We start from the raw sequence: 14,924 nt of genomic DNA, 5'->3' as shown, positions 1-14,924 counted from the left end.
TTTGCGCGCGGCGGGTCAGACGTGCAGCGCGTGCCCCAGCGCGCGCAACGCCGCCTCCTGCACGGCTTCGCCGAGGGTCGGGTGAGCGTGGATCGTGCCCGCCACGTCCTCGAGCTGCGCGCCCATCTCGATGGATTGCCCGAACGCGGCCGCCAGTTCGGACACGCCGGCACCGACGGCCTGCCAGCCGACGATGACGTGATCGGCCTTGCGGGCGACGACGCGCACGAAGCCGTCCGGCGCCTCCAGCGTCAGCGCGCGGCCGTTGGCGGCGAACGGGAAGCTCGCGGCGATGCACTCCACGCCCAGTTGCGCGGCCTGTTGCGGCGTCATGCCGGCGACGACCACTTCCGGGTCCGTGAAGCAGACGGCGGGAATCGCGGCCGGCGTGAAATGGCGGCGCTTGCCCGCGACGATCTCGGCCACCATCTCGCCCTGGGCCATCGCGCGGTGGGCGAGCATCGGTTCGCCTGTCAGGTCGCCGATGGCCCACACGTTGCGCATCGACGTGCGGCACTGGTTGTCGATGCGGACGAAGCGCCCGTTCATGTCGAGCAGCAGGCTCTCGAGCCCATACCCGTCCGTGCGGGGCCGGCGGCCGACGGCGACGAGCACGCGGTCCGCTTCCAGCACCGTGTCTTCGCCGCCGCCGTTTTTCATGCGCACGCCGCGGCCGTCGGCGGCCGGACCGAGCACGCTGGATTCGAGGTGGACGGCGATCCCCAGCCGCTCGAGGCTCGCCGCGACGGGCTTTGCGAATTCGTCGTCGTAGGCGGGCAGCACGCGGCCGGCCGCTTCCACGACCGTGACCCGCGCGCCCAGCTTGCGGTAGGCGATGCCCAGCTCCAGCCCGATGTAGCCGGCGCCGACGACGACGAGGTGGCCGGGCAGCGTGGCCGGCGCCAGCGCCTCCGTCGACGACACGACGGCGCCGCCGAACGGCAGGAACGGCAGCTCGACCGGCACGGACCCCGTCGCGAGCAGCAGGTGCTCGCAGCGGATGCGCAAGGTGTCGTCGCCCTGGGCCACTTCGACCGTCTTGCCGTCGAGGATGCGCGCCCAGCCGCGCACGACCTTCACGCCGTTCTTTTTCAACAGCGCGCCGACGCCGCCCGTCAGCCGCTTGACGATGCCGTCCTTCCATGCGACGGTTTGGGCGACATCGATCGTCGGCGCGCCCGCGCGGATGCCGAGCGGCGACTCGTGCGCCAGGTGCGCGGCCTGGTGGAATGTGTCGGCCGCGTGGATCAGGGCCTTGGACGGGATGCAGCCGATGTTCAGGCAGGTGCCGCCCAGGTCCGCGCCTTCGACGAGGACGGTCGGGATGCCCAGCTGGCCGGCGCGGATCGCCGCCACGTAGCCGCCCGGGCCGCCGCCGATGACGAGGAGGGTGGTGGTGTCGTTCGTCAGTGCCATGCGTTCACTCCACGAACAGGGTGGCGGGCGATTCCAGATAGCCGCGGATCGCCTGGATGAATTCCGCCGCCACCATGCCGTCGATGACGCGGTGGTCGAACGACGACGACAAATTCATCAGCTTGCGCGCCACCATGCCGCCGTTTTTGATGACGGGCCGGTCGACGATGCGGTTCACGCCCACGATCGCCACTTCCGGATGGTTGATGACGGGCGTGCTGACGATGCCGCCCAGCGCGCCGAGGCTCGTGATCGTGATCGTCGACCCGGACAGCTCGTCTCTCGCCGCCTTGCCGTTGCGGGCCGCGTCGGCCAGGCGGGCGATTTCGGACGCGGAGGACCAGGGATCGCGCGCCTCGGCGTGGCGCACGACGGGCACCATCAGGCCGGCGTCCGTCTGCGTCGCGATGCCGATGTGGACCGGCTGGTAGCGCGTGACGACGTTCGCCTCGTCGTCGTAGCGGGCGTTCACGTCCGGGAACTGGCGCACGGCGAGGACGACGGCGCGCATCAGCAGGGGCAGCAGGGTGAGCTTGCCCCGTTCCTCGCCGTAGCGCGCGTTCAGCTGGGCGCGCAACGTTTCCAGGTCCGTCACGTCGATCTCCTCGACGTAAGTGAAGTGGGGAATCCGGCGCTTTGCCAGCTGCATTTTTTCCGCGATCTTGCGGCGCAGGCCGATCACGGGGACGGCTTCCTCGCCTTCGAGATGCGCGTAACGGCCGTCCGCAGCCGCCGGATGGCCGCGCCGCTGGCCGCTCGCATACGCGTCGAGATCGGCGTGCGTGATGCGTCCCGCCGGGCCGCTGCCGGCCACGTATTGCAGTTCGATGCCCAGGTCCCACGCGCGCTTGCGCACGGCCGGCGCGGCCAGCGGCTTGTCGCCGGCCGCGCGCAACGCGGGCGCCGGCGCACGCGCGGGTGCGGGGCGGGAAAGCGGCGGGGACGCGACGGCGGCCGGGGCCTCGGCGACGCTCGCCGCCCCTTGTGCCACGCGCGGCGGCTCCGGCACGTAGCCGTGCGGGACGTCGGCCGGTTCGTCGGCCGGCTCCTCGGCCGCTTCGTCCGCGGCGGCCGCGGGCCGCGCGACGGGGGGCGCATTGCCCGCGCCTTCGACCTCGAGCCGGATCAGCTCCGCGCCGACGGCCAGCGACTCGCCCACCTTGCCGCCGAGCGCGACGACCGTGCCGTGCACGGGCGACGGAATCTCCACGGTCGCCTTGTCCGTCATGACGTCGGCCAGGATCTGGTCCTCGACGATTGCGTCGCCGGGCTGCACGCGCCACGCGACGACTTCCACTTCCGCGATGCCTTCGCCCAGGTCCGGCATCTTGATCACATGCTGTCCCATCCTCAGGCCTCCATCGCTCGCTTGAATGCCGCGCCCACGCGGTCGGGTCCCGGAAAATACGCCCATTCCTGCGCGTGCGGGTAGGGCGTGTCCCAGCCCGTCACGCGCTCGATCGGCGCTTCCAGGTGGTAGAAGCAGTGTTCCTGCACGAGGGCCGCCAGTTCCGCACCGAAGCCGCTGGTGCGCGTCGCCTCGTGGACGACGACGCAGCGGCCGGTTTTTTGCACGGATGCGACGACCGTCTCCAGGTCCAGCGGCCACAGGGTGCGCAGGTCGATGATCTCGGCGTCGATGCCGGTCTCGTTGGCGGCCGCTTCCGACACCCAGACCATCGTGCCGTAGGTGAGCACGGTGAGGTCGGCGCCTTCGCGGAACACGGCGGCCTTGTCCAGCGGGACCGTGTAATAGCCTTCCGGGACGTCGCCGCGCGGATGCTTGGCCCACGAGACGACGGGGCGGTCGTGGTGGCCGTCGAACGGGCCGTTGTACAGCCGCTTCGGCTCCAGGAAGATCACCGGGTCGTCGTTCTCGATCGCGGCGATCAGCAGGCCTTTCGCGTCGTACGGGTTGGACGGCATCACCGTGCGCAGGCCGCACACGTGGGTGAAGAACGCTTCCGGGCTCTGGCTGTGCGTCTGGCCGCCGTAGATGCCGCCGCCGCAGGGCATGCGGATCGTCAGCGGCGCCGTGAAGTCGCCCGCCGAGCGGTAGCGCAGGCGCGCCGCCTCCGACACGATCTGGTCGGTGGCCGGATAAAAATAGTCGGCGAACTGGATCTCGACGACGGGCCGCAGGCCGTACGCGGCCATGCCGACCGCGGTGCCGACGATGCCGCCTTCCGAGATCGGCGCGTCGAACACGCGCTGCTTGCCGTACTTCGCCTGCAGGCCGTCCGTCACGCGGAACACGCCACCGAAATAGCCCACGTCCTGGCCGTAGATGACGACGTCGTCGCTACGTCCCAACATGACGTCCATGGCCGATCGGAGGGCCTGGATCATCGTCATCGGGGTCGTCTTGTCCTGCTGCGCCGGCGCCGCCTGCCCGCCGACGGTATCCTTGTCGATGTCGCGCTTCATTAGACCCCCAGTTGTTGGCGTTGACGGCGCAGGTGTTCGGGCATGTCCTTGTAGACGTCCTCGAACATCGACGCGGCGCTCGGCACGCGGCCGTCGATCAGCGTGCCGTAGCGTTCCGCCTCCTTCTGCGCGGCGACGACTTCCGCTTCCAGTTCGGCCTGCAGGGCCTCGTGTTCCGCGTCCGACCACCAGCCCTTCTTGACGAGGTGGCGGCGCAGGCGGGCGACCGGGTCGCCCAGCGGGAAATAGGTCCATTCGTCGGCGGGGCGGTAGCGCGACGGGTCGTCCGACGTCGAGTGCGGGCCGGCGCGGTACGTCACCCATTCGATCAAGGTGGGGCCGAGGTTGTTGCGCGCCCGTTCCGCGGCCCAGCACGAGGCGGCGTAGACGGCGAGGAAATCGTTGCCGTCCACGCGCAACGACGCGATGCCGGCGCCGACGCCGCGCGCGGCGAAGCTCACGCTCTCGCCGCCGGCGATCGCCTGGAACGTGGAGATCGCCCACTGGTTGTTGACGACGTTCAGGATCACGGGCGCCTGGTACACGTGGGCGAACGTGAGGCCCGTGTGGAAATCGCTTTCGGCCGTGGCGCCGTCGCCGATCCAGCCGGATGCGATCTTGGTGTCGCCCTTGATCGCGGACGCCATCGCCCAGCCGACGGCCTGCGGGATCTGCGTGGCGAGGTTGCCGGAAATGGAAAAGAAGCCCTTGGCCTTCACGGAATACATGACGGGGAGCTGGCGGCCCTTCATCGGATCGCGCTCGTTCGACAGCAGCTGGCACACCATGTCGACGAGCGGATAGTCGCGCGCCATCAGGAGGCTTTGTTGCCGGTATGTGGGAAAACACATGTCGCCGTCGCGCAGCGCGAGCGCGTGGGCGCTGCCGATCGCTTCCTCGCCGAGCGCCGTCATGTAGAACGACAGCTTTTTCTGGCGCTGGGCGATGACCATGCGCGCATCGAAGATACGCGTCTTCATCATCGTGCGCAGGCCGAAGCGCAGGATATCGCGGGACAGGCCCGGATCCCACGGCCCGACGGCGTCGTCGGCGTCGTCCAGCACGCGGATCATGCCGGCGGCGAGTTCGGCCGTGTCCTGGTAGCGGACGTCGACCGGTGGCCGGGGCGTCGTTCCGGCCGGGCGGATATCGAGATAAGAAAAATCGGTCTTGCAACCCGGGCGGCCGGTAGGCTCCGGGACGTGCAGCGACAGAGGTTGACTCTGGCTCATAAACGCTCCCCCTTGGTAAGGTGTGTGCGGCAGCAACATAATAATTCCTGGCGGACAGCGCACGGGAGCTTTCGCCAGGATTTTTCGTGCTGCCCCGCAGCATGCCGGCGCGGGATCGCCGCGCGGCGGCGTGCCGCATCAGGCCCGGACCTTAGCATGCGGTGCAGCGAAGGTGGGCCGATTCGGACAAGGGGATGGCCGGTCGTCCGGCCGATGCGGCAAGCTCAGCCGTGCACGGCGGCCGCGCGCGCACCGCCGCGGCAGCGGGCGGCGGTGGCCGCGATGAAGGCGGCCGTGGCCTCAGGATTGGTCATGGGCAGCATGTGGCCGCCCTCGACCAGTTCCAGCCGCGCGCCGCGGACCTTGTCGGCCAGCGCCTGGCCGTGCGCCTGCGGATCGAGGATGCGGTCGTCCTTGCCGTACAGGATGGACACGGGCAGGTCCAGTTCGGCGTAGCGCGTCTGTTGCTCGGGCAGGCAGTCGGGGAGGAAGCGCAGGTCGTCCGATGCGGCCAGGAAGGCGCCCGGCCGCAGGCCGAGCAGGCCGCCGGCGCGCGTGGCGAAATCGTCCGGCACCGGTTCGGGACCGAACACCGCGTCCAGCGTCGCGCGGCTGTTCTTGATCGAGACGGGCGTCGCGAGCGTCCAGGCGACGATGGTGCGCCACACGGGCGACAAAATCGTCAGGCCCTCGAACACGGACGGCACCCGGTCCTGCATGTGCGTCAGCGGCGCGACGAGGGCGAGTGCGCCCACGTGGCGCGGGTGGTCCAGCGCGAGGGCGAGGGCCAGCGCGCCGCCCAGCGAGTGGCCGACGACGAGCGGCCGCTCGAGCCCCAACTGCTCGATCAGCGCGGCGAGGGCGGCCGCCTGCGTGCGCAGGTCCGCCGGCACGCCCGGCGCGCGCGTCGAGTAGCCGGAGCCCGGCCGGTCGACGGCGACGAGCCGGTGCCGCCCCTGCAGGCGTCCCGTCACGCCGAAGGTGAAATGGGCCAGCTGGCCGGTGAGGCCGTGCACGAGCAGGATCGCCGGCGCGCCCGGGGCGCCGCCGGCGAACTCGCGCACGTGCAGGCGCGCGCCGGGCACGTCGACGCAGCGGCCCGTCGGCGGCAACAGCGCTTCCACCTTGCGCGCCACGTACGCCGTGAACAGGACGCTCAGCAGGACGGCCAGGGCCAGGATGCCCGCGGCGGACAGGACGTAGTTCATCGCACGATCGCTTTCTTTTGGAGGTTCCGCTAAAGGTTGAGGCAGGCTTGATTGACACATAATATTGTCACATTTGGCGTCCATTGTTCTGTGAGAAAATAGAAGAATGCCTCCAGAATCTTCACAAACTGCCCGGCCCTATCGCGGTGTCCCGCAAGATGAACGGCGCGCCCAGCGCCGTTCCCAGTTGATCGGGGCTGCGGTCGCCGTCTACGGCGACCGCGGCTATCGCCAATCCACGGTCAAGGCCGTGTGCGAAGCCGCCGGGCTCACGGAACGTTATTTTTACGAATCCTTCGCCAACAGCGAAGAGCTGCTGATCGCCTCGTTCAACGCCGTCACGTACAGTGTATTGGGCGAAATCCGGGAGGCGGGACGCCGGGCCGGCCGCAGCCGGGTCGCGCGGGCGCGCGCGATGCTGCGGACGTATTTTGCGGCGCTGCAGCGCGAGCCCCGTTCGGCGCGCGTGTTCCTCGTCGAGATCCGCGGTGTCAGCCGGGCCGTCGACAAGGCATTCGATGCCGCGCTGCGTGCCATCGGCGAACAGGTGGGGCGCTACGTCGTGCCGCCGGATGTGCCGCCCGATCCTCTGCTGGAAGCGGGCATTGTCGGCGGCGTGATCCACATCGCACTGCGCTGGATCGAGGATGGCTACACGCCCGACATCGACGTCGTCACCGAGAGCGCGCTGCGCCTCGGCATGGTGCTGGGTCGGCCGCCGCTGCGGCGCCAGGCCGCAGGCTGACGCTCACCCAAGCTTGGGCCAGTCCAGCTCGATCCACGTGGGGGCGTGGTCGCTGGGCTTGGTGCGCCCGCGCACGTCGCGGTCGACGCCGGCCGCCTTCAGCTTCGGTGCCAGCGCCGGGCTGACGAGCAGGTGGTCGATGCGCAGGCCCGCGTTGCGGCCGTACGCGTCACGAAAATAATCCCAGAACGTGTAGATGACTTCGTCCGGATGCAGGGCGCGCAGCGCGTCCGTCCAGCCCTGGTCGAGCAGGCGCCGGTAGGCTTCCCGCGTCTCCGGACGGAACAGGGCATCGTCGACCCAGCGCTCCGGCTTGTAGACGTCGAGTTCGGTCGGCATCACGTTGTAGTCGCCCGCGATGACGACGGGCGCCCCGGTGGCGATCAACTCTTGCGCGCGCACCTGCAGGCGCGCGAACCAGCGCAGCTTGTAATCGAATTTGGGACCCGGCGCCGGATTGCCGTTCGGCAGATACAGGCAGGCGACGAGGATGCCGTTCACGACGGCCTCGATGTAGCGGCTCTGTTCGTCGTCCGGATCGCCCGGCAGGCCGCGCTGCGACTCCTGCGGCTCCGTCCCGCGCGCGAGGATCGCGACGCCGTTCCAGCTTTTCTGGCCGTGCCAGATCGGGCAATAGCCGGCAGCGCGGATCTCCATCTCGGGAAATTTTTCCTGGGGCGCCTTGAGCTCCTGCAGGCAGGCGACGTCCGGCTGCGTTTCCTCCAGCCATTGCAGCAGGGCGGGGAGGCGGCTGTTGATGCCGTTGACGTTGAACGTGGCGATACGCATGTGGTCTCTCGTGGATTGTGTTTGCCGCTATTCTGACCCGAGAATGCCGCGGGTGCCGCACAACAGTACGGAAGTAGTCAAACTACGTTTTGGTTTGCCGTATTTTACGCACATCCTCCCATGCGTGTAGCTTTGCTACGTTAACCGGGTAAAATTCTTCCATTCCAACAACGACAACGACGGGAGACCATGAAACCCATTCCCCACGCCGTGCTCGCCCTGTGCCTGGCCGCCGCCCTCCCGGCCCGCGCGCAGAATGCCGACCGCGCCTACCTCGGCTACCGCAACGACAACGGCACGCTGGACGTCGCCACCAGCGACGGCCGCTACCTGATCCGTGCCTACGACGCGAACATCGTCGAGACGAGCTTCGTGCCGCGCGGCGAGCAATTCGACCCCGTGTCGCACGCCGTCGTGCTGGCGCCCGGCCAGGCGAAGGCGGTGGTGAAGGAGGCGGACGGCCGCATCGAACTCGTCACGGACGGCATCACGGTGACGGTCGAGAAGTCGCCGTTTCGCATCAGCTACGCGTACAAGGGCAAGCCGCTCGTCGCGGAAAAACACGGCTACGGCCATGACGACGGCCTGCAGAGCATCGAATTCTCGCTGCGGGGCGACGAAGCGCTGTACGGCGCAGGGTCGCGCGCGGCCGGCATGAACCGCCGCGGCCAGCGCTTCCGCCTGTACAACAAGGCGTCCTACAGCTTCGGCAACCACGCCGACCAGATGGGTTACGGCATCCCGATGGCCGTGTCGTCGCGCAGGTACGCGCTCCATTTCGACAATCCGCAGGCCGGCTGGCTCGACTTCGACAGCCGCATGGACGGCACGCTGCGCTACGAAGTGATGGGCGGGCGCAAGACCTACCAGGTGATCGCCGGCGACGACTGGGCGCAGCTGATGGACGAGACGACGCGCCTGACGGGCCGCCAGCCGCTGCCGCCGCGCTGGGCGTTCGGCAATTTCGCGAGCCGCTTCGGCTACCATACGGAAAGCCAGGCGCGCGCCGTCGTCGACAAGTTCATCGCCGACAAGATCCCGCTGGATGCGATCGTGTTCGACCTGTACTGGTTCGGCAAGACCGTCAAGGGCACGATGGGCAATCTCGCCTGGGACCGCGACAGCTTTCCCCACGCGGAAGCGATGATGGCCGACTTCGACAAGAAGGGCGTCAAGACGGTCGTGATCACGGAACCGTTCGTGCTGACGACGTCGAAGCGCTGGCAGGACGCCGTGCAGCACGGCGTGCTGGCGACGGATGCGGCCGGCAAACCGTACACGTTCGACTTTTTTTTCGGCAACACCGGCCTCATCGACGTGTTCAAGCCGCAGGCGCGCGACTGGTTCTGGAACATCTACAAGGAACTCAAGGCGGGCGGCGTCGCGGGCTGGTGGGGCGACCTGGGCGAGCCGGAGATGCACCCGTCCGGCGCGCACCACGCGACCGGCACTGCGGACCAGGTCCACAACATCTACGGCCACGAGTGGGCGCGCCTGATCGCGGACGGCTATGCGCGCGATTATCCGCAGGAGCGGCCGTTCATCCTGATGCGCGCGGGCTGGTCGGGGTCGCAGCGCTTCGGCATGATCCCGTGGTCCGGCGACGTGCACCGGGGCTGGGACGGCTTGCAGTCGCAGATGGAGATCGCGCTGCAGATGGGCATGCAGGGCCAGGCATACATGCATTCGGACCTCGGCGGTTTCGCGGGTCCCGTGCTGGACGACGAGCTGTACGTGCGCTGGCTGCAATACGGCGTGTTCCAGCCGATCTTCCGCCCGCACGCGCAGGAGGACGTGCCGTCCGAAGCCGTGTTCCGCACGCCGGCCGTGGAAGCGCTCGCGCGCGACGCCATCCGCCTGCGCTACGCGATGCTGCCGTATAACTACACGGCCGCGTTCGACGACAGCCGCACGGGCATGCCGATGATGCGGCCGGTGCTGTTCGAGGACCCGGACGACGACATGCTCCCGACCGCCGGCGTGGCGTCGACCTACCTGTGGGGCCCCGACTTCCTCGTCGCCCCCGTGACGGCGCCCGGCGCGACCCGCCAGGACGTCGTGTTCCCCCGCAAGGGGAGCAGGTGGTTCGATTTTTACACGGACGCGCCGCACCGCGGCGGCATCATCGAGACGGTCGCCACGCGGCCGGACCGCATCCCGACGTTCGTCCGCGCCGGCGCCTTCGTGCCGCTCGCGCCGCCCATGCAGAGCACGCGCGACTATTCGACCGCGAAGTTGGACCTGCATTACTGGCACGACGCCGGCGTCACCCGGGCCGAAGGCCATCTGTACGACGACGACGGCCGCACGCCGCACGCCTACGAGGCCGGCATGTACGAACTGGTGCGCTTTTCGAGCCGGCTGGCCGACGGCCGCCTGGCCTTGACGATCGCGCCCGAGACGGGCGCCGCGGCGACTCCCACGGCCCGGACGTTCGACCTCAAGGTGCACAACGTGGCGGCCCGGCCGCGCGCCGTGCGGGCCGCCGGACGGGCGCTGGCGTTCCGTTGGGACGCCCGGCGCCGCGTGCTCGACGTGCCGCTGCCGGCCGTGCGTTCGGCCCCGCTGGAGGTCGTCGTCACCCTGTAGCGGTCAGGCGCGCTCCGCGCTTGGCCGGGATTCGGTACACTGCCCATCCGGTTATCCGGATTGCGCATCGCACCATGAAGACCCAATTGTTGCAGGACTTCCAGGAAAGCGGCTCGGCCCAGGCGCCGCCGCCGCACCCGCCAGAGCCGCCGCCACAGGGCGAGCCCGCTCCGGCGGTGCCCGCACGGCCCGCGCGGCCGGCGGTGTGGCACGGCCCCGGCGCGCAGCGCCCCGGCGCCGGCCCGGCCGAGCAGCGGGCGGACCCCGGCGCCATGCAGCGCGCTCCGGACACGCAGGCGCGTGGCCTCGGCGTGGCGATCGAGGCGTGGGCCGAGCGGGCCGCGCAGCACCGGCCGCCGCCGCCCACGGCGCCACTGCCACCCGCGGCGGCGCCGCCGGCCGGCGAGCCGACCGTGCCCGGCGAGCAGGCGCGCGCCAGCCACGTGCCGCCGCCGCGCCAGCGGGAGCCGTCCCCGCGCGCCTTCGCCGATCACGTGCCGCCGCCGCGCCCGCCCGAGCCGGCCCCCGAACCGCGCAGCGATGCGGGCATCGACCCCGGCACGATCCCGCGCCCCACCCAGCCCGACGCGGAAGCCGAGTGGCTGGCCGCGCGCCTGCGCGACGACGCGGCCCGGCGCGAGGAGCCGGCCTGGAGCAGCGTGTGGAAGCGCCGCCTCGTCACCTGGAGCATCGCCGGCAGCCTGCTGGCGGCCCTGGCGGCGGGCGGCTTGTGGCTGTATGAGGAAAACCGGGTCGACGGCGCCCTCGTCGTCGTGGCGAACACGTCGCCGGCAAGCCCGGCACCGGCACCGGCACCGGCGTCACGCGGCGCGCAGGCGTTCGCGGCGGGCTCGCCGGCTCCGGTGTCCCCGTTGCCGGTGCAGAGCCCCCCGGCGGACGCCGTGAAGCCGCTGCCCGCGCCGCCGGAACCGGATGCCGCAACGGCGTCCGCACCCGCACCCGCACCCGCGCCGGCGCTCGACGCGCCCGCGGCGCCGGCGGCCGGTGGCACCGCGGCGCCGGTCGACGTCAGCCAGCCGCCCCGGCGCACGCCACATCACACATCGTCCGCGCGCAGGCATGCCGCCGCTCAGGCCCGCCGCGCGCCCGTCCAGGACGAACCGGCGGCCGCCGCCGCGCCGTCGGCGCGCCAGCGCCGCGAAGAAACCCTGATGCAATGCCGCGCCCACGGCTACGACGAGCGCCAGTGCTACCAGCACGGCTGCATGATGACGCGCTACGGCCTCGCCTGTAGGGGATAGCGGGTGCCCGGCCGTCGACGATGGCCGGGCACCGCGATCGTGGCGAATACACAATCTTGTCTCGGCGGCTACAAACGTTTCATTTAATGCATGGAAATTTCCAGAATGTTATAATGAGACCGCCGACGTTTGACTTTTCGCCGCCATGACCTCCGATTTCACCACCCAGCGCCGCATGCAAATGCTGATCGAGCGCGTCGCGGACTACGCGATCTACATGCTGAATCCCGACGGCACCGTCGCCAGCTGGAACGCCGGCGCCCGCCGCTTCAAGGGCTATTCGGAGGCCGAGATCCTGGGCGAGCACTTTTCCCGGTTCTACACGCCGGCCGACCGCGCCGCCGGCCTGCCGGAACGCGCGCTCGCCACGGCGCTGGAAATGGGGCGGTTCGAAGCGGAAGGCTGGCGCGTGCGCAAGGACGGCAGCCATTACTGGGCCTCCGTCGTCATCGATCCCATCCTGGACGACGAAGGCCGGCTGCTCGGCTTCGCCAAGATCACGCGCGACATCAGCGACAAGAAGCTCGCGCGCGAAGCGCTGCGCCGCAGCGAGGAGCAATTCCGGCTGCTGGTCGACAGCGTGATCGACTACGCCATCTACATGCTGTCGCCGGAAGGCCTCGTGACGACGTGGAACGCGGGCGCGCGCAATATCAAGGGCTACACGGCCGACGAGGTGATCGGCACGCATTTCAGCCGCTTCTACACGGACGACGACCGGCGCGCCGGCCTGCCGGAGCACGTGCTGGTGACGGCGCGCGAGCTGGGCCGCTTCCAGGGCGAGGGCGTGCGCGTGCGCAAGGACGGCACGCGCTTCCGGGCCGACGTCGTCGTCGATGCGATCCGCGACGCGGACGGCCGCCTCGTCGGCTTCGCGAAGATCACGCGCGACGTCACCCAGCGCGTCCAGCTGGAAGAGGCGCGCCACGCGCTGCAGCACGCGCAGCGGCTGGAAGCGGTCGGCAAGCTGACCGGAGGCGTCGCCCACGACTTCAACAACATCCTGCAAGTGATCGGCGGCAGCCTGCAACTGCTGGGCGGCGCCGTGGCCGGCCAGCCCGCCGCGCAACGCCATCTGCAGATGGCCCTGGGCGGCGTCGACCGGGGCGCCAAGCTGTCGTCGCAACTGCTCGCGTTCGCGCGCCGCCAGCCGCTGCAGCCGTACGTGCTGAACCCGGGCCGCGTCGTGCGCAACATGGAGGAACTGGTGCGGCGCGCCGTCGGCGAGCACGTCGAGGTGGAGACCGTCGTGTCGGCCTCGCTGTGGAATGCGACTCTCGATCCGCACCAGCTGGAAAACGTCGTGCTGAACCTCGCCATCAACGCCCGCGACGCGATGCCGGGCGGCGGCAAGCTCACGGTGGAATTGTCCAACACGATGCTCGACGATACGTACGTGAGCGCGGCGCACGAGGTGCCGCCGGGGCAGTACGTGCTGCTCGCGATCACCGACACGGGCACGGGCATGGCGCCCGACGTGCGCGAGCGCGCCATCGAGCCGTTCTTCACGACCAAGAGCGAAGGGCAAGGCACGGGCCTGGGGCTGTCGATGGCGTTCGGCTTCGTCAAGCAGAGCGGCGGCCATTTCCGCATCTACAGCGAAGTGGGCCACGGCACCACGATCAAGGCCTATTTCCCGCGCGCCCTGGAGGCGGAACAGACGCTGCCCGAACCGGTCGCGGGCGAGGCGCGCGGCGGCACGGAAACGATCCTCGTCGTCGAGGACGACCCGAACGTCCAGGCCACCGTCGTCGGCATGCTGTCCCAGCTGGGCTACCGCGTGCTGCGCGCCGACGATGCCGAGATGGCGCTGGCCGTTCTCAAGGCCGGCGTGCGCTGCGACCTGCTGTTCACGGACGTGGTCATGCCCGGCAAGCTCAATAGCACGGAACTGGTGCGCCAGGCGCGGGCGCTGCTGCCGGACATGAAGGTCCTGTACACGTCCGGCTACACGCAGAACGCGATCATCCACGGCGGCCGCCTCGACCCGGGCGTGGAGCTGCTGTCGAAGCCGTACCGGCGCGAAAAGCTGGCGGGCAAGGTGCGCCAGCTGCTGGGCGGCCCGGCCCGGGCGGACGGCCCGCGCGTGCTGCTCGTGGACGACGACGCCCGGGCGCGCGAGCTGTATCGGGGGATCCTGCTGGACGCCGGCTTCCAGGCCGACGAGGCGGCGACGGCGGGCGAGGCCATCGAGCTGCTGGCGCGCGGGCGCTACGACGCGGCCGTCGTCGACTACAGCCTGCCGGACCAGGACGGCCTGAGCTTGGCCCGGCGCATCGTCGCCGGCCATCCGGACGTCGCCATCGTGTTCGCGTCCGGCTACGGTAACCTGGTGGCCGGCGTGGCCGACGTGACGGCCCGTGTGCTGACCAAGCCGTTCACGGATCTGCAGCTGAAACAGGCGCTGCTGGCCGCCATGGCGGACCGCGCCGCCACCGGCAAGCTGGCCTGATCAGACGCGGATATCGCCGAAGAAGCCCAGTTGCAGGCTCGAGGCGATGCGCTGGGCCACGGCCAGCGCCTCCGTCGCGCCGTCGATGCCGAACACGTCGACCGCCGTCAGCCGGAACAGCGTGAGCCAGCGGACGAAGTGCTCCGTCTCGATGCCGGACAGGGCCATGTGCTTGCCGAACACATTGCCCTGGAACTCGCCCGTGCCCAGCAAGACCTTGGTCCAGAACGCAACCATGCGCGGCATGTGCTCGTGCCAGCGGCCGGCCAGCTTCGCTTCGAACACGGGGGACAGCACGGCGTCGTCGCGCACGCGGGCATAAAACGTGTCGACCAGCTGGACGATCGACGATTCGGTGATGGCGGGGGAGGGCATGCGTGGCCTGCGGTAGAAATGGAAACGGCGCCGGGATCGATTATTGACCATCGACCCGGCACCATCATTCTACCAAAGATGCATTTAAAATGCAGTTATTGCCGGCCTGGATTTACTTGGCCAGGCTGGCCGTCTCCTGCGCCGAGGGCCGTGAACGCGGTCTCGACGTTCTCCTTGCGATCGGTGGGGACGGGCAGCATATAGGCAGTCTCGTCGAAGCTCGTGTACGCGTTCAGGTCGCAAATACGCGTATTGTCGCTGAGATATTTCAGTTGTGGCGATGAAGCAGTTTGGTCGCAGGAGCACGATGATGTCTTGCCGGAACGTGCGTCGGCCGGTTAAGGTACGAAGTTCATCCGGGCCGCGCGCACGTTTTCAATCCGACGCCATTGAACGGATTGTTGTGCTAGTCTTTCTTAGCGGCAATCT

The 14,924-nt window shown here is 69.6% G+C and carries 11 protein-coding genes; 4 read left to right on the top strand and 7 right to left on the bottom strand.

Annotated elements, in window-relative coordinates:
* Positions 1–15: 15 nt before the first annotated feature.
* The 5 genes from lpdA to ISF28_RS02815 all read right to left on the bottom strand — a co-directional run bounded on the left by lpdA (position 16) and on the right by ISF28_RS02815 (position 6,283).
* Positions 16–1,416, bottom strand: coding sequence for a dihydrolipoyl dehydrogenase (gene lpdA, locus ISF28_RS02835; protein ID WP_198115598.1), 1,401 nt, complete (start codon positions 1,414–1,416; stop codon positions 16–18).
* Between the two features lie 4 nt (positions 1,417–1,420).
* Positions 1,421–2,764, bottom strand: coding sequence for a dihydrolipoamide acetyltransferase family protein (locus tag ISF28_RS02830; protein WP_198115597.1), 1,344 nt, complete (start codon positions 2,762–2,764; stop codon positions 1,421–1,423).
* Positions 2,765–2,766: 2 nt separating this feature from the next.
* The gene (locus ISF28_RS02825) at positions 2,767–3,771 is read right to left on the bottom strand and encodes an alpha-ketoacid dehydrogenase subunit beta (RefSeq protein WP_198115684.1); all 1,005 of its coding nucleotides are present in this window, start codon (positions 3,769–3,771) and stop codon (positions 2,767–2,769) included.
* Between the two features lie 71 nt (positions 3,772–3,842).
* Positions 3,843–5,075 (bottom strand): 3-methyl-2-oxobutanoate dehydrogenase (2-methylpropanoyl-transferring) subunit alpha, encoded by a 1,233-nt coding sequence (locus tag ISF28_RS02820; protein WP_198115596.1) that lies wholly within the window; start codon positions 5,073–5,075, stop codon positions 3,843–3,845.
* 224 nt (positions 5,076–5,299) lie between these two features.
* Positions 5,300–6,283 carry an alpha/beta fold hydrolase gene (locus ISF28_RS02815; RefSeq protein ID WP_198115595.1) on the bottom strand — a complete coding sequence of 328 codons (984 nt, stop codon included), beginning with the start codon at positions 6,281–6,283 and terminating at the stop codon, positions 5,300–5,302.
* A gap of 106 nt (positions 6,284–6,389) precedes the next feature.
* Here ISF28_RS02815 and ISF28_RS02810 point away from each other — a divergent pair, with 106 nt between their 5' ends.
* Positions 6,390–7,028 (top strand): TetR/AcrR family transcriptional regulator, encoded by a 639-nt coding sequence (locus ISF28_RS02810; RefSeq protein WP_198115594.1) that lies wholly within the window; start codon positions 6,390–6,392, stop codon positions 7,026–7,028.
* Positions 7,029–7,031: 3 nt separating this feature from the next.
* On the opposite strand, the gene xth is transcribed toward ISF28_RS02810, so the two are convergent.
* Positions 7,032–7,817 (bottom strand): exodeoxyribonuclease III, encoded by a 786-nt coding sequence (gene xth, locus ISF28_RS02805; RefSeq protein WP_198115593.1) that lies wholly within the window; start codon positions 7,815–7,817, stop codon positions 7,032–7,034.
* A gap of 189 nt (positions 7,818–8,006) precedes the next feature.
* Between xth and ISF28_RS02800 the strand changes: the two genes are divergently transcribed.
* The 3 genes from ISF28_RS02800 (at position 8,007) to ISF28_RS02790 (ending at position 14,120) form a co-directional block, all read left to right on the top strand.
* A complete protein-coding gene (locus ISF28_RS02800; RefSeq protein ID WP_198115592.1) occupies positions 8,007–10,406 on the top strand; it encodes a glycoside hydrolase family 31 protein in 2,400 nt (799 codons plus the stop codon).
* 74 nt (positions 10,407–10,480) lie between these two features.
* Entirely contained in the window at positions 10,481–11,668 is a 1,188-nt protein-coding gene (locus ISF28_RS02795) for a hypothetical protein (protein ID WP_198115591.1), read from the top strand.
* Positions 11,669–11,813: 145 nt separating this feature from the next.
* On the top strand, positions 11,814–14,120 hold the full coding sequence (locus tag ISF28_RS02790; protein WP_229518818.1) for a hybrid sensor histidine kinase/response regulator: 2,307 nt from the start codon (positions 11,814–11,816) through the stop codon (positions 14,118–14,120).
* On the opposite strand, the gene ISF28_RS02785 is transcribed toward ISF28_RS02790, so the two are convergent.
* Positions 14,121–14,495 (bottom strand): group III truncated hemoglobin, encoded by a 375-nt coding sequence (locus ISF28_RS02785; protein ID WP_198115590.1) that lies wholly within the window; start codon positions 14,493–14,495, stop codon positions 14,121–14,123.
* Between the last annotated feature and the right edge of the window lie 429 nt (positions 14,496–14,924).

Origin of the sequence: Massilia rhizosphaerae, assembly GCF_016093545.1 — a bacterium.
Lineage (GTDB): Bacteria > Pseudomonadota > Gammaproteobacteria > Burkholderiales > Burkholderiaceae_D > Telluria > Telluria rhizosphaerae.
The sequence above is the reverse complement of the archived record's forward strand: the minus strand, read 5'-3'. Positions and strand labels throughout refer to the sequence as shown.